Annotated in this window: 16 protein-coding genes; 10 read left to right on the top strand and 6 right to left on the bottom strand. The window is 42.1% G+C overall.

Annotation, left to right across the window (positions count from 1 at the left end):
* Positions 1–70 precede the first annotated feature (70 nt).
* The 4 genes from ACXACJ_RS00630 to ACXACJ_RS00615 all read left to right on the top strand — a co-directional run bounded on the left by ACXACJ_RS00630 (position 71) and on the right by ACXACJ_RS00615 (position 8,396).
* The gene (locus ACXACJ_RS00630) at positions 71–5,395 is read left to right on the top strand and encodes a T9SS type B sorting domain-containing protein (protein ID WP_475132328.1); all 5,325 of its coding nucleotides are present in this window, start codon (positions 71–73) and stop codon (positions 5,393–5,395) included.
* A 6-nt stretch (positions 5,396–5,401) separates the two neighbouring features.
* Entirely contained in the window at positions 5,402–6,541 is a 1,140-nt protein-coding gene (locus ACXACJ_RS00625; protein ID WP_475132327.1) for a DmpA family aminopeptidase, read from the top strand.
* Positions 6,542–6,617: 76 nt separating this feature from the next.
* Positions 6,618–7,604, top strand: a complete 987-nt coding sequence (locus ACXACJ_RS00620; protein WP_475132326.1) for an aldo/keto reductase — start codon at positions 6,618–6,620, stop codon at positions 7,602–7,604.
* A gap of 27 nt (positions 7,605–7,631) precedes the next feature.
* Positions 7,632–8,396 carry a DUF6090 family protein gene (locus ACXACJ_RS00615; RefSeq protein ID WP_475132325.1) on the top strand — a complete coding sequence of 255 codons (765 nt, stop codon included), beginning with the start codon at positions 7,632–7,634 and terminating at the stop codon, positions 8,394–8,396.
* 20 nt (positions 8,397–8,416) lie between these two features.
* Here the strand turns inward: ACXACJ_RS00615 and ACXACJ_RS00610 are convergent, their stop codons facing one another.
* Together ACXACJ_RS00610 and ACXACJ_RS00605 are read right to left on the bottom strand one after the other, a co-directional pair.
* Positions 8,417–10,597, bottom strand: a complete 2,181-nt coding sequence (locus ACXACJ_RS00610; RefSeq protein WP_475132324.1) for an acylase — start codon at positions 10,595–10,597, stop codon at positions 8,417–8,419.
* An 84-nt stretch (positions 10,598–10,681) separates the two neighbouring features.
* The gene (locus tag ACXACJ_RS00605; protein WP_475132323.1) at positions 10,682–11,794 is read right to left on the bottom strand and encodes a fatty acid desaturase family protein; all 1,113 of its coding nucleotides are present in this window, start codon (positions 11,792–11,794) and stop codon (positions 10,682–10,684) included.
* Positions 11,795–12,000: 206 nt separating this feature from the next.
* On the opposite strand from ACXACJ_RS00605, the gene ACXACJ_RS00600 reads away from it, so the two are divergent.
* On the top strand, positions 12,001–12,315 hold the full coding sequence (locus tag ACXACJ_RS00600) for a hypothetical protein (protein WP_475132322.1): 315 nt from the start codon (positions 12,001–12,003) through the stop codon (positions 12,313–12,315).
* 10 nt (positions 12,316–12,325) lie between these two features.
* Here the strand turns inward: ACXACJ_RS00600 and ACXACJ_RS00595 are convergent, their stop codons facing one another.
* From ACXACJ_RS00595 to hutH, 4 genes are all read right to left on the bottom strand, one after another.
* The gene (locus tag ACXACJ_RS00595; protein WP_475132321.1) at positions 12,326–13,249 is read right to left on the bottom strand and encodes a YihY/virulence factor BrkB family protein; all 924 of its coding nucleotides are present in this window, start codon (positions 13,247–13,249) and stop codon (positions 12,326–12,328) included.
* 83 nt (positions 13,250–13,332) lie between these two features.
* Entirely contained in the window at positions 13,333–14,574 is a 1,242-nt protein-coding gene (gene hutI / locus ACXACJ_RS00590; RefSeq protein ID WP_475132320.1) for an imidazolonepropionase, read from the bottom strand.
* A 386-nt stretch (positions 14,575–14,960) separates the two neighbouring features.
* Complete coding sequence (gene hutU / locus ACXACJ_RS00585) at positions 14,961–16,631, bottom strand: urocanate hydratase (protein WP_475132319.1); 1,671 nt, start codon at positions 16,629–16,631, stop codon at positions 14,961–14,963.
* Positions 16,609–18,177 carry a histidine ammonia-lyase gene (gene hutH, locus ACXACJ_RS00580; protein WP_475132318.1) on the bottom strand — a complete coding sequence of 523 codons (1,569 nt, stop codon included), beginning with the start codon at positions 18,175–18,177 and terminating at the stop codon, positions 16,609–16,611. The genes hutU and hutH overlap by 23 nt, the downstream gene beginning before the upstream one ends.
* Positions 18,178–18,375: 198 nt before the next feature.
* Here hutH and ACXACJ_RS00575 point away from each other — a divergent pair, with 198 nt between their 5' ends.
* From ACXACJ_RS00575 to ACXACJ_RS00555, 5 genes are all read left to right on the top strand, one after another.
* Positions 18,376–19,269 (top strand): LysR family transcriptional regulator, encoded by an 894-nt coding sequence (locus tag ACXACJ_RS00575; RefSeq protein WP_475132317.1) that lies wholly within the window; start codon positions 18,376–18,378, stop codon positions 19,267–19,269.
* A gap of 55 nt (positions 19,270–19,324) precedes the next feature.
* Entirely contained in the window at positions 19,325–20,464 is a 1,140-nt protein-coding gene (locus ACXACJ_RS00570) for a DUF4221 family protein (RefSeq protein WP_475132316.1), read from the top strand.
* 197 nt (positions 20,465–20,661) lie between these two features.
* The gene (locus ACXACJ_RS00565; protein ID WP_475132315.1) at positions 20,662–22,170 is read left to right on the top strand and encodes an ankyrin repeat domain-containing protein; all 1,509 of its coding nucleotides are present in this window, start codon (positions 20,662–20,664) and stop codon (positions 22,168–22,170) included.
* Between the two features lies 1 nt (position 22,171).
* Positions 22,172–22,666, top strand: coding sequence for a DUF2271 domain-containing protein (locus ACXACJ_RS00560; protein WP_475132314.1), 495 nt, complete (start codon positions 22,172–22,174; stop codon positions 22,664–22,666).
* A 90-nt stretch (positions 22,667–22,756) separates the two neighbouring features.
* The gene (locus tag ACXACJ_RS00555) at positions 22,757–24,964 is read left to right on the top strand and encodes a PepSY domain-containing protein (protein WP_475132313.1); all 2,208 of its coding nucleotides are present in this window, start codon (positions 22,757–22,759) and stop codon (positions 24,962–24,964) included.
* Positions 24,965–24,982: the final 18 nt, after the last annotated feature.

Raw genomic sequence — 24,982 nt, 5'->3', positions numbered from 1 at the left:
AAAAACTCTATTAACCACGTAATAGGGTTATGGATTAGCTTCGATGTTTTACAATTAGACAAATCTACGCGTGGCAGGAAAAACTCGAATTTTACTACTCCTTTTTGGAATCAGCTTTTCAGTTCTCACTCAAGCTCAGAATTTTACCCGTCACAACTGGTACTTTTCTAACAATGATCAAGCGCTGATATTCGGCAAATCCAGCAATGCCGAAGCCTTTCTGGAAGACGGCAAAATATCACAGGCCAATGTGGGAGAAAAACTAACAGCTACAGACCCAACTACTGGCGACTTACTCTTTTATTCTAACGGCATCAATATTTTTGACGCCACTCACGCCAATATTTCCAATGGATCAGGAATTACTTCTGACCCAAATGGAATTCAAGCCATGGCAGTCAGCCCAATCCCGGGAATGGATGGCTTTTACTATGTATTTACCCGAAATGTAGCTGGTGAAATCCTTTACACTGCCATTGATATGAACCAACAAGGCAACCGTGTAAATGGACCTCCGGCCGGAGCGGTTGTAGCAGGCGAAACCAACCAAGCTACAGGAATTACCAACAGAGGCGATGGCATGATTACCATAGCCAATAGCGATATGAGCCAGTTTTGGCTGGTGACTCAAAATTCCAGCAATGGAAATTTCGAGATTCATGAAATCCCAACACTCGGCACCCCTTTCGACCCGGCTGGAGCCCCAACAGACTTAGATGTAAATATTCAAGCTGCACACTTATCATTAAATCCAGAAGGCACTCAATTGGCCATTATGCCAAAAAACAACGTTAACATTCAGATTCTCGATTTCAATAGAGATTCTCCAGAGTTGATGTTTAATAGATCCGTTGCAAGCTCTTTTGTGGCCAGCCAAAGCCTTGCAGGCTCTATAGGCTGGTCGAATGATGGCACAAAATTGTATTTCAGTAGAAATAGTGGTTCTTCAGGAAATCTGTACCGAATTGACTTATCTGATGAATTCGCAACTGTTGAACCTGTTTTCAACACTCCACTGGGAGCCAGCCAAAGTATAATGTTAGCCCCTGACAGTTCGCTTTATCATATATACAGAGAAACGAATAGTGGCCCCAGAATGCTAGGAAGAATCAATCAGCCCGATAGCGCTCTAACAAGTTTAGATTATGAAACTGCCCTTTTTGAAGGTTTCAATCCAAGTTCTAATTACTTTCAGCAGTTTACCCCAGCGGCCTATATTGGCCCTACTGTTACCATTGCCGAAAATGGCGATTACTGCATGAATAACCCTGTTCAATTTTATGTGAGCATTGATCCTTCAGGTTCTATTCCAACTTCTTATTTCTGGGAAGTTCAACCTTTTGGCCTTACTTCAGCGCAGCAAGCTCCAATCTTTACTTTTGAAGAAGCAGGATTTTACACGGCAACTTTACAAGTAGAATTTGAAGGCGGCATGACCATGACTTCCAACACATTGATGGGAGAGATCAAAGAAAACGATATTCAGGTGAGTTTACAGGACACCACAATTTGCCCTGGTGAAACCCTAACCTTAAATGCTGAACCTCAAAGTAGCGGCCAAGGCCAACAAGGTGGCGCATCGGGCAGACCATACACTTACAGATGGTCTACGGGTGAAACTACAGCGACCATTGACGTTTCTGATGCTGGTACTTATTGGGTGGTTATCACGCCAAGCACCGGCTGCCCTATTTATGAATCGGCAGAAGTTAAAGTATACGGAGACGAAAACCCAACCGCTAACATCTGGTATTTCGGTAATGGAGCCGGTATTGATTTCAACCAGATTGATGGCCTTGATCCGCCTCCGAGAAGTATAACAGATGCACATGCCATGAATGCGCCTGAAGGAACTTCAACCATTTCTGATGCAAATGGAAATGTGCTTTTCTATTCTGATGGAGTTTCGGTTTGGAATTCTGAGAACGGTGTGATGCCAAACGGAACGGACATTGGAGGCGATTCTACTTCAACCCAATCGGTGATTATTGTGCCTTTTGCAGAAGACAACACACTGTATTACGTTTTCACAACCCAAGAAATTTATGGTTCCAATGAGTTCATGCTCAAGTATTCGGTTATCGATATAAAAGAAGATGACGGGCTTGGAGATGTTATTTCCAAAGACAACGTGCTTTTCTCAAAAAGTACAGAAAAAGTAGCCGCCCTTGAAGGTGGAAATGGCTTCTGGTTGTTGGCACATGAATATGGAACCAATAGTTTCCGCGCTTATGCAGTTACAGAAGAAGGGATTTCACCTCCAGTGATTTCATCTGGTGGTTCTGTTCATAGCATTAACGATGCGCTAAGTGGACAAGGAGGAATGAAGTTTTCTGGGGATGGTTCTCGCGTAGCGGTAGCACTTATTGAAGGTTCCGAAGATTATGTCGAGCTCTTCTCGTTCGATCAAACCACAGGCGAACTTACCTTCGAGTATCAAATTGACTTGGCAGAAGGCGGCCCCAATTTGAGCGACCAAGTGTATGACGTTCACTTCTCACCGGGAGGTGATAAAATTTTCGCTACCATGAACAACCGAAATGGAGGTAGTGCAGGAGGTCGAATTTTAGAATACAGAATCGATTCTGCTTCAACTGACGAAAGTCGATTGGCTTCCAAAACAAATATTGCCAACAATGCAGGTGTAAATGTAAATTATGGTGCCATTCAAACTGGCCCTGATGGTCAATTGTATGTAGCTGTTGAAACTCCTGGCAACCCTTCAGGAAGCGCATTTATAGGGTCGATTGCGGCAAATGAGGATACAGCGGCAACTTCTTCATTCACGGCAATGCGCGTTGCACTAACCGTTGGAAATTCAAGATTAGGACTGCCGAATTTTGTTCAGAACAATGTAAATCCTCCACAGCCACCTTCAATGACGGCTCCTGACACTACTTGTGTGGAAGAAAGAATAGAATTATCTGGTGTAGGTACTTCGGATATTGACGAGTTTCTCTGGACCATTGTGGATGACGCCAACAACACGGTTTTCAACGCATTGGGACAAGACACTGCCTATGTGTTCCCTCAGGGGCAAGCCGGCAGGTTCAACATTGCTTTGAATATTTCGAACCGATGTGGATTCGACACTACACTAGTTCAAACCATTGATGTATTCGATATTCCTCCGCGTCCCGCAGTTCCTACAGCAGTAGTGATGTGCGAGGGCGCTAGTTACGATTTAGATGCTTTAGGTGGCGACCCTGATGATGCTAGTTTAAGGTATGAATGGAGAAATAGCCAAGGCACGGTAGTTGGCACTTCGCGTTATTACACCATTACAGAAGAAGAAATATATACAATAACTATCCGAAGCATTGCTGGAGGCGGTTGTATATCCAGTGCCGATATTTATGCGGCACCACCATTTGAAATTGAATTACCTGAATCTGCGTCAATTTGTGAAGGCGAAGAGCTAACCCTTGACCCGAACGTCAATGCAGATAATTACATTTGGTCCAGAATCAATCCTGACAATTCGACTTCCACTTTAGGAACTGAAAGGACTCAGGCTGTAGACAGCAGCACACCTGGAGTTTACACTTATATTGTTTCTATCGAAGACCCAATTTCTGCTGGTTGTTTTGCAAATGATTCTACCGTGTTAACTATTAATGGTTCTCCAAATGTTTCCTTAGTTAGTTCTCAAGATGCAACTTGTCCCCAAGTTGGGCCAACACCAGACGGAGAATTTGTTTTCAACATTGGAGGCTCAAGCAACTATTCCTACACGGTACGCGATGCGAGTGGCACGACAGTAGAACAAAACAACTCCGTAGATGGCCCATCCGACTTTACAGTTTCTAGTTTAGATGGCGGAATTTACTCAGTTACGGTTACAGACAACAGTACCAATTGTACAGATGAACTCACGGATATTGAAATTGAAAACAATAATTTCGAGATTAATGAACCAGTCACCACCACTGCTGCCAGCTGCGATACTGAAGACGGAACCATTACGATTTCCTTAGACGACCCCGCGGTTTTCCCTGTGAACTATGTGCTGACAAGAACAGAACCCGGTTTTACTCCAAGATCTGTAGCTGGAGTGGTCGCAAATGATTTCTTAATTGAAAATCTTCCTGGAGGAACCTATTCCATAGAAGTTACTTCAACAGTAAGTGGTTGTACTGCTACCGCTACTGACATTGTTGTTGACCAGCCAGATGAGGTTCAAAATCTTCAAATCAATGGTGTAACCGAAGTTTGTGACATAAATCCATCTACTATGTTGACCGCTATTTCTGATGACGGAACCGACTATGAGTGGATTACACCAAGTGGAAATGTAATTTCTGGTGCTACGATTACGGCTGACGAAAGTGGTACTTATACCGTAACGGCTGAGGCTCCTGGCACGGCTTGCCCTACTTCGGAATCTGTAATTGTAACCTTAACAGTAAGGCCAGATGTTGATGTTCAACAAGTCAGTGGCAACCCTTGTGAAGGAAGTGTGGTTTTAGAAGCTATAATTCAAAATGAAAACCCAAATGCACGATATAATTTTAACTGGTCTACAGGCGAAACTTCAAGAAGAATAACCGTTACCTCCACAGGTGATTACTCCGTAACAGTGAGAGAAGCTGGGGATTTAACTTGCGAAGGAATAGACAACTTGGCGGTTACAATTCCTGAGGAATTGGAAGCCGTACTTACGTCTGGCCCAGCTTGTGATGATGGCTCTCCCATCACATTAACTGTAGATGTACTTTCAGGCACACCAACATCATACACATGGACCAGAGATGGTCAAGTCGTAGGCAACACATCTGTACCTTCTTTCCAAACATCTGAGGAAGGAAGTTATACTGTAGAAATCAGTAATGGAACCTGTTCAATCGAACGCAGTATTTTGATCAGAAGAGAAACAGTTCGAGAAGGACTTCTTCCCGAAACAGATTATTACTGCGCTACAGGCACAACGAACCCTATTTTATTGGCCGGCTATGGATTTACCTCCTATGAATGGACAAAGAATGGACAACCTTACGCTGATGCGGGACAATACTTAGAGGTAAAAGGCCCCGGTATTTATGAAGTAACTATGACAACAGCTACGGGATGTGTAAGAATTGATCAGGTTGAAATTATTGAGAGTTGCGACCCTCAAATTCTTGCACCTAACGTGATTGTCCCAGAAGGAACTGCACCAAACAATGTGTTCTCTGTGGTTCCAAATGCCTTTGTAGCAGATTTCGAAGTATTCATATACAACCGTTGGGGAGAATTGATTTACCAGAGCAATGTAATTGACTTCCAATGGGACGGAACTTTCAACGGAAAAATTGTTCCGATAGGAACCTACCCGTATGTGATGAAATTTACGAGCCGTTATGAACCTTCCCGAGGGCAATTCGAGCAAAGAGGAGCTATTACAGTGTTAAGATAACTTCTGGTGAAAAGTTCGAGGTACATAGGGGTTCTCATATTAATTGTATCTCTTTCTCATCTTGCTCTTGCTCAAAAAAAGCGGCCTCGCGATTTAGGAATTGAAATTGGCGTGATTCCTACGGGGAAACATAATGCCATAACCGATGTGCCTGACGTAACGGTTGGCCACACCACTTTGATTCAAGGTGAAAAAGTAAGAACTGGAGTTACGTCCATTTTAGTGCATTCGGGTAATATGTTTCAAGAGAAAGTGCCTGGAGCAATTTATATAGGCAACGGTTTTGGTAAACTTGCAGGCATTAGCCAGGTGCAGGAGCTTGGAAACATTGAAACACCAATCATTCTTACAAACACTTTGAGCATTCCTATGGGAGTTCAAGGAACCGTAAAATACACCTTGAATTTAAAGGGGAACGAGAATGTAAGGTCAGTAAATGCTTTGGTTGGCGAAACCAACGATGGCTACTTGAACGACATTCGTGGAATGCACGTTTCCGACCAAGATGTGATTAGAGCGATTGACAGTGCAAAGTCAGGAGCAGTAAAAGAAGGTAATGTAGGGGCTGGGACTGGAACTGTGGCTTTTGGCTTTAAAGGTGGAATTGGCACTTCTTCCAGAAAATTACCTGAAGTATTGGGAGGCTACACAATTGGCGTTTTGGTTCAAACCAACTTTGGAGGCATGCTCACCATCAATGGTGCCCCTGTAGGTAAAGAATTAGGGGATTACCCTTTCTCCCGAGCTTTAGAAAAAAGCGATGGCTCATGCATGATTGTAGTACTAACAGATGCTCCTTTGGATGCTCGACAGCTACAAAGAGTAGCCAAGCGAGCCATGCTTGGGCTTGCAAAAACTGGAGGAATTGCATCAAATGGAAGTGGTGACTATGTGATTGCAGCTTCCACCGCGAAAGAAATGCGAATCCCTTACCAAAGCCGCTCAACCACAGACAATGGAGACGTGCTCCGAAATGATAATATATCAGCCATTTTTATGGCTACCATTGAAGCAACCGAAGAGGCTATTATTAATTCCTTATTCGCTGCCGAAACAATGACGGGCATGGATGGGCACACGGTTGAAGCTCTCCCAGTAAAAAAGATTCTCCCCATTCTAAAAAAACACGGAGCCATTAAAAACTAACACAATTACTAAGTGCGCTTTTTCTTGCAAGAAAGTAGAGAGTAATGCAATTTTCCTTCTGGCAAAAAACACAACGATGAAATACAGAAAACTCGGCAAAACCAATTTTGAAGTATCGGAAATCTCTTTGGGCACTTGGCAAGTTGGAGGCAAATGGGGCCAACCTTTCGACAATGAAAGTGCAGACAGCATTATCAATACGGCAATCGATCAAGGCGTAAATTTTATCGACACAGCCGATGTGTACGAAAATGGGTTGAGCGAAATCGCTGTTGGCCGAGTGGTTCGTTCTCGTTCTGAAAACATTAAAGTGGCCACAAAATGTGGACGCCAAATTTCTCCCCACATCAATAAAGGCTACACTCCAGATGCGCTACAGCGATATGTAGAAGACAGTTTGAAGCGAACTGGCTTAGAAACTTTGGACTTGATTCAGCTCCATTGCCCTCCTACAGAAGTTTACTATCGACCTGAAATTTTTGAGCGATTCGACCGACTAAAAGAAGAAGGTAAAATTCAGAATCTAGGTGTAAGTGTCGAAAAGGTAGAAGAAGCTTTAAAAGCCATAGAGTTTGAGAATGTCGCTACAGTTCAAATCATTTATAACATTTTCCGCCAACGTCCATCAGAACTTTTCTTTAAAGAAGCACAAAAAAGAAATGTTGGGGTGATTGTTCGTGTGCCTTTGGCCAGTGGTTTATTGACAGGAAAATTCAGTGCGTCTTCTTCTTTCGAAAAAGGAGATCATCGCAATTTTAATCGCCAAGGAGAAGCCTTCGACAAAGGAGAAACCTTTTCGGGAATAGACTACAACCTCGGCTTAAAAGCGGTAGAAGAAATCAAAAGGCTTTTCCCAGAGAAAGAAAATCTCGCATCCATTGCCCTACAGTGGATTTTAAAATCAGAGGCCGTCAGCTGCATTATCCCTGGGGCTTCTAAAGTGGAGCAGGTTAATTCTAATCTTTCCATTTATGATGAACCTGAACTAACAGAACAACAGGTAGCCAAACTAAACGCCATTTATGAGAAGTACATCAAAAAGGAGGTTCACCATTTATGGTAGAGCCATTTCTCAAAGAGTTCTGTTTGATTGAAATTGATTAGATTCGGAAGAATCATCAACCAAACCATGAGCAAAAAACTCAACCTGAAAATCAATTGGAAATATGCATTAGGCGAAATTTTGCTGATTTTTATCGGTATCAGTTTGGCCATTGCCTTTCAGAATTGGTACGACAACAAAAAGGACAAAACACAGCTCAACGGCTATTTAATGGCCATCGGCAATAACCTGAAAACCGACATTTCTTCCATTGAACATTTCGGAAACCTTAGGAAAGAAGAGTCGGCTCTAGGCAAAAAGCATATGGCCTTGTTCTTAAATGACTCAGTTTCGTTGGAAGTCTTTGCTCAAACCAGTTCGATTTTGGGAGAAAGCTATTTACAGCTGGACCAAACAGGATTTGAATCGCTTAAAAATTCGGGGTATTTCAGCAGCCTTCAAGGAAAAACCGTAGAAAAAGCACTTTTGGAGTATTACCAGCTTTACAACAATATTCATGAAGAGGAAGTGAGTTTCAACACTTTTGTAGAAAACATGGAATATCGGTTGTATGAGATTGACACCGAAAGCTTAAAAGGCTTCTTTTCGGCTTTCTACAAATTTGGAAACGGATCAAAAAATCTAACGGCTTCAGAGAAAAAGGCTGTTGAAACCGCATTTACCAATTCAAATGTGATTGGTGTAATGCAACGTGCTGCCGATATGAATGATTCTTTTCTGGCGAAGTACGATTCGCTCGCAGCTAAAGCAGAAAAACTACAAATATTAATTCAGGAAGAGGTCAATCATTAACCTCTTCCTGAATTCTCTATTCATTTTCTACTTCCAGGGTGATAGGTTTCCTCTGCCCTAGCCTCCACATCTTCTTTATAATAGGCCACATCCTTAAACTGACCATCGGCATAGCGTTGAGCTTGATCGTAAAAGTGAGGCGAATCGGGATGACCGCTTTCACCTCCAGCTAGTAAACTTTTGGCTTTCACTTTATCCCCGAACTCTACAACGGCTACGAAGCTGTTGCCCGAAGAACCATAAATTCGCTTTGTATTTGGGCGTGCGCTAGCACCGAAAGAAGCCAAAGCGCCCCACCTTCCTGAGGCCAAACCAACCGGAATACTTTCTTTGCTGTCATCAAACTGCAAATCAATATCGCCATTGAGCCTTTGGAAACGATTAATTTCTCCCCAAGGTGTATTCCAAGTACCAAAATCATCTTCCATTTGCTGAATAGCCTCTCCAAAAATCTCAAGTCTTTCGCTATAAGGCGAGCCCGTTCCATAGTAATCCATGCGCTCGTTGCCATTCAAACGCTCAGGATTTTTGCCCTTTCTGCTGTAAAGCGAACCATAATAATGAGCAATCGACATGGCAACAGACTCTTCAGAAGTTGCAAAATCCCACTTGCGCAAAACATCAATAGCAGGCTTCAAATCCTTTGGTTTGTCTTTCGACTTGTCATAGGCTTCAACCACACCAGGAATTAGCTTTTCAAAGGCTGGCAAATAAGGATCATAAGCCAATTTGATTAAACCATCCAAGGTCAAATCATTAGCTTTCTCCAAAAGCCTAACTGCATGAACTGCTCTGAAATTCTCTAAATCAGGCGCCATATAAACAGGATAATCTTCAGGTTTTGGACTGAACTCCGCTGCTGCAGTAAAAGGTGTTGAATTACAGTTTTGAATCCAGCCATTTTCAGGGTTCACCAATGTGATGGTTTCATCCACAGTGTGAATGCCATTCCAATCAGTTGCTGGATTACTTCCATCTACCGGACGTGAATAATCAAACTCTGCACTTCTTTTCGGAATAAAGTTTCCGTGGTAATAAGCAATATTGCCTTCAGCATCAGCAAACACGGTATTGTTTGAAGAATTGGTTCTGATGTCCATCATTTTTCTGAACTCCGCGTGATTCTTCAACTTGGTTCTCGAAAAACTCTGTTTCAACGCATTCACTGGATCCCAATTGATTTTGGTCACCACCCATTTATCATTCAACTTATGAGTTACAGGCCCATGGTGCGTGCGATACATCGGAAAAGTCTTCTCCTTTATCTCACTACCATCTTTATATTTCAAGGTGACTTCAGAGACTTCCACATCGCGCATTTCATCGCCATATTTATACTGAAGCTTTCCATCCACTTCAGAAACTTCTTCTACGAACTCATCAATAAAATCGACTCTAGTAGAAGTATGCATCCATCCTGTTTTATCGTTAAACCCTTGGTAAACAAAAAACTGCCCCCAAGTAACGGCTCCGTATGCGTTCAAACCTTCATCGCTCACTACATGAATTTCAGGTCTGAAATAAAACGAGGTGTGAGGATTGATTAATAACATGGCATTTCCAGAAGCTGTATGTTCACCAGAAATCGCGATTCCATTTGAACCTTTAGGTTCTTCATACGGATCAGGATGCGCTAGGCCATCGCCAAACTCAGACAAAGCCAAGGATTGATCTTGACTATAAAAAGCTTCAATTCTTCTGATAGGAATCTGCTCAATATCGCCACCGATTGAACCTTCGCTAAAGAACATGGGAAACCAAGGCTCGAAACGAGTTAAAACCTTAGGCTGAACTTCAGGATGTGTATGTAGATAATAATTGACACCATCGGCATAGGCATCACAAAGCTTTTTCAACCATTCAGGAGCCGAATTATAAGCTGCTTTTGCTTCGTCTGTTGTCATATACAAACGTGCACGCAAATCGCTATACAAAGCATTTTCGCCTTCCATTTCAGCCAAACGGCCTGTTGCCCAAACATAATTTCGCTCTACTCTGGGGAAATCATCTTCGCACTGCGCGTACAACATTCCAAAAACTGCATCGGCATCGGTTTTACCATAAATATGAGGCACACCGTAATCGTCTCGAATGATGGTTACGCGTTCAGCTGTTTCTTCCCAACGGCCAATTTCATTGTCCTGATTAGGCTCACAGGCAAAAAACAAAGGGATAAAAAGTAGGGCTAGTAGTTTTTTCATATAGCATCGGTTTGTTGAAATATGAAACAAGCCCTTCGATTAAACAAGGGGAATTCTATGGATGGAAAGGCAAGCAGCAGTCCGCTATTCCATACCATATTTCTTAAGAAAACGAACATGGGAGCTAATGGCGCCAAAAAACGTTTCATGTTCGATATAGGGTAAGTTATGATCACTGGCAGTTTGCTTAACGATTTGAGCAATTTTGGGGTAATGAACATGGCAAACCTTTGGGAAAAGGTGATGTTCTACCTGAAAATTGAGTCCCCCGAACAAATAGTTTACTACCCGATTTTTAATAGCAAAATTGGCAGTGGTATGCAATTGCATATCGGCCCAAGGTATATCCACATGACCTGTTTCTTTGGGCTCTGGGAAAGAAGTTTCTTCAACAATATGAGCCAACATGAAAATTACAGCCACTAAAAATCCTTCGAGAAGGTGAGCCATAAAGAAGCCGAATACCACCCAATACCAAGGCAAATCAATCACAAAAATAGGGATGACCAAGAAAATAGAATAGTAGAGGGCTTTATAGAAAAACAGTCTAAAAATCTCTTTACGCGGAAAAGATTTTCGATAGTGCCCACCTAGCTGCTTTTGAAAGAATTTGACGTAATCTTTTACAAACACCCAAGAAACAGTAGCCAAGCTATAAAGAAAAAACGCATAGATAAACTGAAACCTGTGAATCCACCAAAGTTCCTGCTTGGGTTGAAGCCTCAAAATTGGGGGCTGATCTATATCCGCATCGTGATCGGGAATATTCGTGTAAGTATGATGAACCAAGTTGTGGCTGATCCGCCAAACGTAGTCGTTGGCGCCCATAAAATTGAAAGAAAGCCCCAACCGTCTGTTCATTTTTTCGCATTTGGTATAGGAGCCATGAATGGCATCGTGTGCAATATTGAGCCCGATCATAGCCGAGAAAAAACCATGTGACAAAGCCAATAAAAACATTGCCCAAGGAGCCAACAAACCACTGATGATTAGAACATAAGAACCTACCCAACCCAAAAGAATCCAAACGGTTTTAAACACCATTTCGCGATTAGCTGTTTTCGAAATATTGTTTGAAGCGAAATACTGATTCACCCTTTGGTTTACATCCTTCTGAAAACACTCTTTGGTAAGTTTATTAAATATTACTTTCTGGAAACGATTGCGTGAACCGCAGGCACCTGATTGTTGAGACACACTATAGATTTAAATGATAAAACTGCCCAAGAGAAAAGAACAGAAAAGTTCAGACTTTGCCTTAAGCTAATCCGGCCAAGATACAATTGCTCTTTCAACATTCAAAACGCGCTGATGCAGAGGGCAATCTATATCTAACCTTAAGAGCCATTTTCTATTCGCATGAATTTTGCTTTCGCAGAGCAAACATTCTTAAATCCTAAATCATGAATAGAAACAAATTTATCGCCCCTGCTTTACTTTTAGTTATTGCTGCATTCATTATGTCAGCTTCATCTCACTATATTCAGGCAAATGAGAAATTCGAATATTTAGAAGTCGAATTCGTAATTGGACTTGCCAACGGAGTAAAGGTGAAAACTCACCACCAAGAGTATGAAAATGTGTTTGGAAAACAGAAGTATGGAAGCACAAGTGAAGCCATGAATCTTCTTGGCCTTGAAGGCTGGGAATTAGTAGACGTACACCACAGCCAATATTATGATACGCAAGGCTATATTTTTAAGAGAAGGATAAAATAGCGATTACAACTCACTTATCCTCCCCCGGATCTCTTTTGCCTTTGGGATAGCCAGCTTTCCAGCGCGCATGAGGAGATGGCTCAAATCTATAGCCTCTGTGCTGGGCATAGGCCTGAGTGAATTCTGCACCAAAAAAGAGGATCAAACAAGTGTAATTGATCCAAAGCATAATCAAAATCACGCTACCTGCGGCACCATAAGACGATGCGGGCTCTGCTTCTCCAAAGTAGAAGCTCAAAACTGCCTTACCTATTAAAAAGAGTACGGCCGTAAAAAAGGCGCCCAACCAAACACTTTTCCAATTGATTTTAACATCGGGAAGCACCTTGAAAATTACTGCAAACAAAACCGTTCCCATTCCCAATGTGATGGCGAAATCAAGCACATTTATGATCACCAACAGATAATCCGGAAACTGGCGATGCATCCATTCGCTTAAGGCGCCCAATACTGCGGAAATCACCAAAGAAACCAAAAGCAGAAATCCTATTACGAGAATTAGCCCCAGTGAATAGGCTCTGTCGAAAATAAGCCTTTTAAAACCGCTGTTTGGCCCTTGTTCCACACTCCAGATATTATTAAGCGATTTTTGAAGCTGAAAAAACACCGTGGTAGCACCAAACACCAAAATGACTATCCCAACGGTTCGCATTAACAAACCCGTATCGCTGTGGTAAGCATTGGCAATCATATTTTGAACCCCTTCAGCGGCATCGCGTCCAATCATGCTTGAAATTTCGCCTACCACCCGTCCCTGCACTGCGTCTTGGCCATAGACAGATCCGCTAATGTAAATCAACAAAATCAGTAAGCCGGGCAAAGAGAAAATTGAATAGTAAGCAACAATTGCGCTTTGGCGAAAAGCCTCATCTCTGTTCCAAGCAGAAAAGGATTTCTTCAGAAGTTTAAACCATGTTTTCAGACTTAATTTCATAGGGTAGCTATAAACATACCCTAATAACCTATTGAAGGCTGGAATGTTAGTGCCGATGAAAAAGTCTGCTGAAAATTCCTTCCTTAAATCACTTTAACCCCATTTTTCCAAACGGAAGAAGGTTTTAGCTTTCCTTGTTGATAAGTAATTTCTTGATAATTCTGGGTTGGAAAAATAACGAAGTCGGCCAATTTACCTTCTGAAATCGAGCCTCTGTCTGAAAGGTTTAAAGCCGCTGCAGCTCTAAAAGTAATGCCAGCTAATACCTCAGCATTGCTCAATTTTTCAGCAGAACCCAAAACGGCAGCTTGCATAATCAAATCGCCCATGGGTGCGGAACCTGGATTCCAATCCGTAGCGATGGCCAAAGCGGCACCCTCATCGAGCAATTTTCTAGCTGGCGTGTAATTGCAGCCTAAACCTAAGGAAGCACCTGGCAATGCCATAGCAACCACATCGCTATTCGCTAAAAGCTCAATTTCTTTCTCCGTGCTAGCTTCCAAATGGTCAGCACTGAGTGCGCCTACTTCTACCGCCAATGCACTTCCTCCAGTTGAAAATTGATCGGCATGAATGGTTAAATCGAAGCCCATTGCTTTTGCTTTATTTAAGTAGAAGCTTCCTTCTTCAGGAGAAAAAGCACTTTGTTCCACGAAAATATCAATGCGGTCTGTCAGCTTTTCTTCTTTCAGCTTAGGGAGAAGTTGCTCCACAATCATATGAAGGTATTCCATAGCATTGCCTTCAAAATCTCTTGGCCTCATATGAGCCGCCAAGCAGGTAGAAATCAAATCAGCTGATGTTTTTTCATTGGCCGATTTGATCGCTCTCAAGATTTTCAATTCTTCCTCCGCGCTTAAACCGTAGCCGCTTTTCACTTCTATGGTCGTAATCCCTTCTGAAAGATGACGCGCTGCTCGAAGAATGGTATTTTCAAGCAATTCCTCCTCCGTAGCCAAACGCGTTTTGGTAACCGTATCCCAAATTCCACCACCAGCAGCCGCGATTTCTAGATAAGTTTTGCCCGCGTTTCGCATAGCGTAATCATGAGCTCGGGTTCCCCCGAAACAAATATGAGTGTGTGCATCAATCAATCCTGGAAGCACAACGAAGTCTCCATCCAATAGATCAACTGCATACCCTTCCTTTTCGGCCTCAAGGTGTAATGATCTAAAACCATCAACCTTCACGATTTTAGCACCTTCAATCAAAATCCCAGCGTTTTCCAGAATTTCCAATTGCTCATCTTTTAAGGCTCCTTTTAACGGAAGCCCAGACATGGAAACCAATTGTTTAAAAGGGCCAATTAATTTAAGGTCGTTCATTTCAGATCATTAATTTTAGTTAACTCCTTCTTCCGAAGTATCGGAGAAAGGACAAAAAGTTATAACCTGCACTCAGCTTTAACTGTATCCAGAACCCTCCAAAAGTTAGCTCCTCAATTTCATCAAAAACAAATAAGATCATCAACAGTATGAAACGAAACTTTTGGAGGGATGCCAGCTGTGTAAAAGTCTTCTAGAATGACTTTATGTCATTTATTACGAGTTCAGGTTAATATTTAAATACTTTATCAGTTATATGTATGTTCATGCCTGCTCAGTCCTTCCAAACTAATTCTGGCTGTTTCTTTCCCAGAATAACGAAGGGTCTGTTCCTTCGCTTCTTTCAGGGTGAAAGAATTTAAAAACGGTATTTATTGACTTGACTGCTACAGCGTCAAACCAAACTCATCACTTTTTTGAATGGCAGTTTCATAACCTGCATCTCTGTGGCGGATTACGCCCATTGCAGGATCGATATGCAAAACACGCTTCAAGCATTTTTCTGCTCTATCGGTACCATCCGCCAAAACCACCATGCCTGCATGCTGAGAATAGCCCATTCCTACGCCTCCACCATGGTGAAAAGAAACCCAAGTAGCGCCTCCACTGGTGTTACCCATCAGGTTCAACAAAGTCCAGTCTGAAACGGCATCACTCCCATCTTTCATTCCTTCGGTTTCACGGTTTGGAGAAGCTACGGAACCACAATCCAAATGGTCGCGACCGATTACAATCGGAGCTTTGACTTTACCAGTTCTCACCAATTCGTTGAAAATCAATCCGGCTTTTTGCCTTTCTCCCAAGCCTAACCAGCAAATACGGCAAGGCAAACCTTGAAATGCCACGCGTTCCTTAGCTTGTTTCAGCCAATTGATCATGTGCGTATTTTCAGGAAAAGCTTCCATCAAAGCCTGGTCTGTAGCGTAAATATCTTCAGGGTCACCAGAGAGAGCCGCCCAACGGAAAGGGCCTTTCCCTTCGCAAAACAACGGACGAATATAGGCTGGGACAAAGCCTGGAAAATCGAAGGCATTTGCTTCGCCCCCTTGTCTAGCAAATTCGCGAAGGTTGTTTCCATAATCGAAAGTGATAGAGCCGCGTTTCTGCATTTCCAGCATAAAACCAACATGCCTCGCCATACTCTTCAAAGACTTCTCTTTGTAAGCCTTCGAATCAAACTCGCGCAATGCGTTAGCTTCTTGCAAACTCAAGCCATTAGGAATGTATCCGTTGATTGGATCGTGCGCAGAAGTTTGGTCTGTCAAGACTTCGGGAATGATGTTATCCTGAAGCAATTTCTCTAGCACATCGCCAATATCGCCTACCAAACCAATTGAAATAGCCTCTCCTTTTTCTTTGGCCTCCAAAGCCCAATCGCGAGCTTCTTCATAAGAATGGGTCATTTTATCGATATAGCGAGTATCCAATCGCTTTTTGATTCTGGCCGGATCTTTATCAACACCCAAAAAAGTAGCACCAGCAAGCGTAGCGGCCAATGGCTGAGCGCCCCCCATTCCTCCAAGACCACCAGTAACCACAAGTTTATGGCGTAGGTCACCTTGGAAATGCTTTTGTCCGCAAGCAACAAATGTTTCGTAAGTGCCTTGAAGAATACCCTGACTACCGATGTAAATCCAGCTACCGGCCGTCATCTGGCCGTACATCATTAGGCCTCTTTCTTTCAGCTCGTTGAAATGCTCCCAATTTGCCCACTGCGGCACCAAATTGCTATTGGCAATTAAAACACGCGGAGCTTCAGGATGCGTTGGAATAATACCAACCGCCTTTCCTGACTGCACCAAAAGGCTTTGATCATCTTCCAATTTCAAAAGGCATTCTATGATTTTTTCCAAAGCCTCGGGATTTCGGGCAGCCTGACCATTTCCGCCATACACCACCAATTTTGAAGGATCTTCAGCAACGTCCGCATCAAGGTTGTTCAGCAACATGCGCAAAGGCGCTTCTGTTTGCCAAGATTTGGCATTCAATTCACTTCCTGTTGGCGCTTTATAGCTTGGATGTTTCGCGTATTTCTCAATAAACTTCGAATAACTCATGATGCTCAGTTTTTAAATCTTCAAATGTTTTGTGCGCTTGAACCAGTTTGAGCAAAGCTCCGCTTCGAACCAAATCAATCGCTTTTTCAATATCGTTAGCGAAAACTCTGTCTTCGCTGGCAAATTCAATATGTTGCCTCACCAAATCGTGCAAACCAGAAATTACTTCGCTCGATTTTAAAGGTTTGTGAAAGTCCAAGGCCTGTGCTGCGCAAAGCAGCTCAATGCCCAAAATCTTCTCTACGTTTTCCACCACGCGTAAAGCTTTTCTACCTCCAATCGACCCCATACTTACGTGATCTTCTTGCCCCAAAGAAGTTGGAATGCTATCGGCACTGGCAGGGAAGCAAAGCCCTTTATTTTCACTGGCTAATGCCGCTGAGGTGTACTGCGGAATCATAAAACCGGAATTGATTCCAGTTTCTTTCATCAGTAATTTAGGCACATTGCTCACGGTTCCTTCCAAAGAAAGGTAAGTTCTTCTGTCGGAAATATTTCCAATTTCAGAAGCCGCCAAACAAGCATAATCCAAAGGAAGCGCCATGGGCTGGCCATGAAAATTGCCTCCACTAATGGTTAAATCTTCGCTGAAAACTACCGGATTATCTGTAACTGAATTGAGCTCTACTTCGAGGCTTTCTTTCAGATGGAGCCAAGCATTTCGCGAAGCGCCATGCACCTGCGGAATACAACGCAAAGAATACGGATCTTGCACCCTATTGCAATTGGTGTGCGACTCCATTACTTGAGACCCCTGCAATAATGACTGCATTCTGGCCGCCACATGTTGATTTCCTCTAAAAGGCCTGAGTTGATGTAACTCGGCCCTGAATGGTTTTTTCGAACCCAGAAGTCCCTCCACCATCATGGCTCCGATCAAATCGGCTTGCGAAAGACAATTGTGCAATCGCTCAACCACCTTTACCGCAAAGGCGGCAATAAACTGCGTACCATTGATCAGCGCCAAACCTTCTTTAGGGCCAAGATCGATTGGCGTTAATTGATGTAGCTTAAAGGCTTCACAAGTAGGAACTCTTTTGCCTTCCATTATCACTTCGCCTAAACCAATCAATGGCAGAAAAAGATGAGAAAGAGGAGCTAAATCGCCCGAAGCACCTACCGAACCCTGGCTTGGCACAACGGGAATAATGTCGTTATCGATATGCCAGATCATCCTGTCCAAAGTAGCTTCGGCAATGCCAGAATAAGCCTGCGACAAAGCATGGGTTTTCAGAATCAGCATTAATTTAGCCACTTCCGTTTCAATCGGTTCGCCCACTCCCACACTGTGGCTCATCAATATGTTTTGTTGGAGAATACGGGTTTTCTCTTCAGAAATCATGGTGGTACACAGAGGCCCAAAGCCCGTATTGATACCATAAACAGCTTTTTTACCCGCTGCAATCTTTTCAACCACAGCCTGACTTGCCTTCACCTTTTTTCTCACAGCTGGACTTAATTGTCCGTGCATTTCACCTCGGCTAATGGCCAGCGCCTTACCCGCAGTCAAATAGCCTTCTCCATACCAAAAAGTACTTTCTGACATATTTCAAGTTTTATAAAAATCCTGTTTATCCTCTTGCTAACTAATACCTGCTCTCACAAATGGATTCTGAAACACTCCGATACTTCGGAGCAGAATGACAGCCATTTTCAAAAACGACATCCATTAAGCTTTGAGATATTCAAAAGTATCGTTTAGCTTTAATAATTAGAAATACCATTTTCTTACCAGTTAATAACCATGGGTTATCAAATAGAACTTAGGCATTTGCAATATTTTCAGGCTGTAGCCGAGACCCTGAACTACAGAAAAGCTGCCGAAAAGCTGTTCATCTCACAACCAGGCCTCAGTAGGCAAATTAGCCAGATGGAAGAAATGCTGGGCGTTAAACTTTTTGAGAGAACGAAAAGGAAAGTGGAGTTAACCGAAGCAGGCAGATTTCTTCAAAAAGAAGTGGCCTTTCTGAACAACCATCTCGACAGAACTTTTGAAGAGTTAAAAAGAATTGATTCTGGCGACCAAGGCGAAATAAAAGTAGGCTTTATTGGTTCGGCCATGCAGCAGATTATTCCTGAACTGATGGTGAAGATGAACGACAGTCTTTCGGAAATAAAAGTGAGTTTGGAAGAAATGTCGAATGGTTTGCAGGTGGCCGCTATGGAAAGAAACGAACTGGATTTCGGCTTTGTCAGGCTGGCCAAAGTTCCTGAGGGCTTTCATATGCGCCCAATTCTGGAAGATACTTTTTCCATTGTTTTACCTAAAAATCATCCGCTTAACTCTTCTTCCTTTAAGAACATGAGGCAATTCAAGGATGAGCATTTTATTCTTTTTTCAAGCGAATACAGCCCTTTGTATTATGATATGATTTTGAGCATTTGTGAAGATCAAGGCTTTACCCCTTACGTTTCACACAAATCCGTTCATGCGCAAACCATTTTTAAATTGGTAGAACGTGGGCTCGGAGTAGCCATTATCCCCAGTGCTCTGCAGTTTGGTTTCGATTTAAACGTGAAGTTTATTGAATTGAAAAATATTCCTCAGCGAACAACACTTTCGGTAATGTGGAAGAAAAACAACCGCAATCCTGCTATGCAAAAAGTGAAGGAGTTGTGGTTTGACAGTACAGTTTAAAAGACACTTGCAACCTAATCCATAGGTTAGGCATCATAGAACAAACCTTCTCTTTATGAAAAGCATTTTTTACACTCTTTCGGCTCTTTATTTTCTTTTATTTTTTAGCTGCAGCAAACCAAGCGAATCCGATTCGGAAGAAATTACTAGTATCCACTTTTCAAAAGTTGCAGAAAAATCTATTCAGGTAGAAGGTTTGAGCGACTGGAATTTCTTATTGCCTCAAACCCTGAAAAGTGAAGACAAAACTTACCTTATCAACTTTGACTATCAGAATCAAGCTCTTTTGATTTATGATTACGATAAAGAAAAAATTTACAAAAAGATTTCCTTCCCAAAAGAAGGCCCAAACAGCATCCCCACTCAACTTTTTGGATTTCAGGCCTTTTCTATAGATAGTCTTTTTATTGCTGACCCAATCGGTAACCTCTACCTTTCGGACTTTGACGCCATCATTCACAATAAAATTGCTTTGGACCCCGATAGAATTCCTGGCGCCCCACTGTTGAGACATAATGCTATTCCAGCATTTTTTCATAAGGGAAACCTGATTGTTGAGAACTACTTTCTACGAAATGAAGATCGGTTGATGAAAATCGCTGTAAACCTGAACAATGGAGAAACGGAATACTTTCAGAAACTCCCTTCAGAGTTCATAAAAGGGTTTTACGGAGTAGGTGATTTTGGCGACTACACCTCAGTAATCAATCAAAAAACAAAAAAGATGATTTACAATTTCCCCAATCAGGATTCGCTTTATGTTTGGGATATTGAATCTCGTGAGTTAGAAAAAGTCTATGCCGGAACAAACTTATTTGAGCATCCAATAAGTGAAATATTCGATTTAGATAGCAGGCCCTCAGAAAAGCAAATTGAAGAAGAACCCTTAAAAAGAGGCGCTTATACACACATCTTCTATGAGCCCAAAAGAGATATTTATTTTAGGTTAATAGGCCTGCCAATTAGCCAAACCCTGCTGGATTTAGATGATCCTATTAAGAGCAAGCAAAGAACCTACGCGGTTATGGTGCTTGATAATCAGTTCAAGCTGTTGGGCGAATTTATGCTGCCTGAATACGAATATCTCATCAATACAGAAAGAACATTTGCCAATGAACATGGCATACATTTTCAAAAAGAAAGCGAAAATGAAGATATAGCGGTGTTTGATGTCTGGAATGTCACTTCCAAATAAACCACACTCCATAAATCAAGAAAGCTTGACTTAAAAACTCGGCTTCTCTTACCAAGCAGAAACTTTCACAAACTTGTTCACCATTCTTTGTTGACAATAACATTCTCAATCTTATATTTGCAATTATTTATAATTAGTCTAAATAAGAAATACCAAAGCTGAAATTCTAAATTTCACAGGTTTACAAAAATAAAATAATGAGAATCAACAAGATAAGAACCCTCAGTGCAACACTGTTTTTTGCTGCTCTTATGGCATTTTCGTTTACAACTTTGGCTCAAGACAATCCTTTTCTTCAGTCGAGCTATTGGAATACGAAGCCAGCTTTAAGCGATATCAAAGCTAAAATGGCCGAAGGTCATTCAGTAACCCAAGCCAATTCAGGCGGTTTCGACCCTACTACTTATGCTATTATGGCGGCCAATCCCGTAAGCACTATCGACTTTTTAATCGGGCAAGGGAATTCCGTAAATAAAATCACTCACGATTCAAGAACTTATATTTTCTGGGCGGCATCTCGCGGAAACCTTGAAATCATGAAATATTTAATGGAAAAGGGCGCCAGAACTGACGTTAGAGATTCACATAACTACACCGTTACGCAGTTTGCCGCTGCTGGCGGGCAACAGTCTCGCGAAATCTATGATTTCTTCATTCAAAACGGAATTGATCTGAAAAACGAAACCACTGAAGATGGAAGAAATATCCTCCACATTTTAATTGGAAGACTCAAAGACTTTTCGATGCTAGATTATTTCGAATCGAAAGGCATTTCGCTCAACAGCACAGACAACAATGGCAATGGGCTTTTCAATTATGCCGCTCGTTCTGCGAACAAAGAGGCCATGACTGAACTGATCAAAAGAGGAGTTCCTTATGGTGAAAACAAAATTTCGGGAGAAAATGCCATTATTATGGCTAGCACCAACCGTTCTGCCACATTGGATTTCTTTAAATACTTGGAAGGTTTGGGATTGAATCCTGCGGCCAAAACCAACAGAGGCACTACTGCCCTTCACAACTTGGCCAACTCAAACAATAACCTGGAAGTATTCAACTACTTTATTGGCAAAGGCTTGAATGTTAACGATGCCGATGAAAATGGCAACACGCCATTGATCAATGCGGCCGGAAGAAACAGTTTAGAGGTAGTGAAATTCTTAGCAGAAAAGACCAAAAACATCATTCACACCAATAAGGAAGGTGTTTCGGCTTTAACAAGAGCCGTTGCCGGCAACAGCCCTGAAGTTGTTGATTACTTGCTTTCTAAAGGAGCAGACGCCACCATTGTTGACAAAGATGGACACAACCTGGGCTACTATTTGGTACGCGCATACCGATCGAACAACAAAGAGGTTTTCAATCAAAAACTGGCAGCCATTACAGCCAAAGGTTTTTCTCCAAAACAAGCTCAAAGCGACAAGAAAACTTTGTTTCACTTAGCGATTGATAGAAACGACTTAGAGCTTCTTAAAAAAGTAAACAGCCTAGGAGTTGATGTAAACGCCAAAGATGAAAACGGCAACACCGTTCTCCATTACGCGGCTATGAAAGCTAAAAATCCAGAAATCATGAAGTATTTGATTTCTATCGGAGCCAATACCAAAGCCACTACTGACTTTGACGAAACTGCCTATGATTTGGCTTCTGAAAACGAAATTCTGAAAGAAAATAAAGTGGACTTGAACTTCCTTAAAACCAAATAAAATGAAGTCGTTGAATTCTATTTCTACTAAAATATTGATGGTGCTGGGCATTGCTTTAACCTTTGCTTTTTCGGGAGCTACAGGGGCTAAAAAGTTCAAATGCATGGTGCAAATGATCAACTACACAGGCGAAAAAGCTTATATCGCGGTATCGTTGATTAACCCTGAAGGCAAATACGAAAGAACCCTTCACGTTCATGGCGATGACGATGAATGGTTCAAAGACGTGAAAACTTGGTGGGAATTTTCCAAAAATGCCGGTGAAGATATTGACGGTTTGGCTGGAGCAAGCATCGGAAATGGTGAACGCCAAATTTTGGTCTTCGATATTGACGAAGCCAAAATAGACACTGGCTATAAAATCCGTTTCGAATCGGCCGTAGAAAATCAAGATTACTACGAAACAGATGCTGAAGTAGACCTGAATAGCGAAACCCTTACCGATAAAGTTGTTGGCAAAGGTTATATCCGATACATTAGGCTTGTGCCTAACTAAAGCCTGCTTTAGAGTCTTCCTGAGTTTGTTTCAGGAAGACTCTAAAAAACACCTCCCTGTTCGCTTCGCAGATCAACAACTCCCAGACTGATGACACTTTCCATTTGGAGATTGAGCCACTTATCTCTAGCGCTGGCTTCATCTCTTTTCCTTCTATTGGCCTCCATTACCGGAGTTATTCTGGCCTTCGAACCCATTCTCGAAAATTCAGAGCCTTATGAGATAGAAAATGCTTCTCGCTTAACTATTGCCGAACTTCTGGAAAATGTGAGCGATCGGTATATGGAAGTTCTCACCATAGAAAAGGATAGAAACGACTTCATCAGAGCTTCGGTAATTACAAATGAAGGTGAAAGCGCAACTTTCTACATCGACCCATTTACTGGAGAAAAAATAGCAGATATAGAAAGTGAGCCAGAAATTTTTGAGTTCACCACAAGCCTTCATCGTTCGCTTTTCCTGGGCACTGTTGGCCAACTCTTCGTAGGCATTGCTTCATTCCTCTTCTTTCTTATGGCGGTTTCTGGTGCCTTTTTAATTCTGAGACGCCAAGGCGGAACCAAACACTTCTTCACCAAAGTGGTAAAAATGTCCTTTTGGGCCGATTACCACACTGTGTTGGGCCGACTTGCTCTTATACCCATAATCATCATTTCCCTATCGGGAACCTACCTTTCCTTGCTGCGATTCTCCATTATCAAAAATCCTGCAGTGAATTTGTCCGTGGACTATGACACGATAACTGATGATCCTGCGATTGATCGAAGTGAAATTCCAGCTTTCAAAAACAATACACTAGCCGATTTTAGATCTATTGAATTCCCATTTTCTCCCGATGTGGAAGATCCCTTCTACTTGAAATTGAAAAAGAAGGAAATGATGGTGAATCAGGTTACGGGAGAAATCCTGAGCGAAAAGCCATATCCTTTTGTAGCGCTATTTTCCGAACTGGCATTGATGCTCCATACAGGGCAGGGCACTACAATTTGGGCCGCTATTCTTGGCCTGGCTAGTCTCACCATTCCTTTCTTTATTTATTCCGGCTTCGCCATTTCGTTGAAAAGAAAGAAGAAGAAATTTAAAAATCCATTTGCCAAGGATAAGTGTGAGTTCGTAATTCTTGTAGGCTCGGAAGGAGGAACCACCTGGCAATTCGCAAATTTGCTTCACAAAGAACTCTTAAATCAGAAGAAGCACAGCTACCTGACAGACCTCAACAAAGTTGAGCATTTCAAATCCATGAAGCATCTGTTGGTAATTACAGCTACCTACGGCCAAGGCGAAGCCCCAAGCAATGCCACAAAATTTGCAAAAAGGCTCAACGAATTATGGCCTGCCGATCATCAGTTCAACTATTCAGTGGTTGGTTTTGGATCTTTGGCTTATCCTGAATTCTGCAAGTTCGCCTACGATACCGATCAATTAATTGATCAACACCCCGCTAGCCAACAATTGCTTGGTGTACACACAGTAAACCATCAGTCATTCGAAGCTTTTAGCCAATGGGTAAATGCATTGGCTACAAACTTGGGCTTGAGTTTGGAACTTCCCAAAGCACCTAACCTTCAATTCAAAAAGAAGATGAGTGCTTTTGAGGTGGTGAGTAAAACCATTTCGGATAACATTGAAGATGATACTGTGTTGCTGGAATTAACGCCAAAAAGCAAAGCCAAATTTCAAGCAGGTGATTTACTGGCCATTTACCCTGAAAATAGCGACCGAGAAAGATTATATTCTCTTGGCACTGATTTGACAGGCAAAAACATTCTGATGAGTGTTAAAAAACATCATGGAGGTTTATGTTCTACACTGTTGCATAACCTACAAATTGGCGATCAATTGGAAGGAAGTCTTCTAAACAACAATAGTTTTCACTTCCCTAAAAAAGCCACTAAAGTTGTAATGGTTGGCAATGGAACAGGCATTGCACCATTTTTGGGAATGTTAGGTGAAAACGGAATTAAAAGAGAAAGCACTCTTTATTGGGGCGCTAGAAACTTCGATTCTTTAGGTATTTACAAGCCTTTAATTGATCAGGCGTTGGCCAAAGGCAGTTTATCTCGCTTTGTTCCTGCCTATTCCAGAGTTGGAGAAAGACAGTATGTGCAAAACCTCATTTCACAAGATTCAGACTTTATAGCTGACACCTTCAAGGCTGGTGGGATTTTCATGATTTGCGGCTCCATCACCATGCAAAAAGGAGTGACTCAAGTGCTCGATGAAATTTGCAAAGCGAAAACCGGAAACAGCTTAAGCTACTACCAAAACAACAAACAAGTTCTGATGGACTGTTATTGATTCTTCCCTCTTTTAAAG

The sequence above is a fragment of the Roseivirga sp. AWQ4_251 genome (assembly GCF_056158225.1).
The sequence above is the reverse complement of the archived record's forward strand: the minus strand, read 5'-3'. Positions and strand labels throughout refer to the sequence as shown.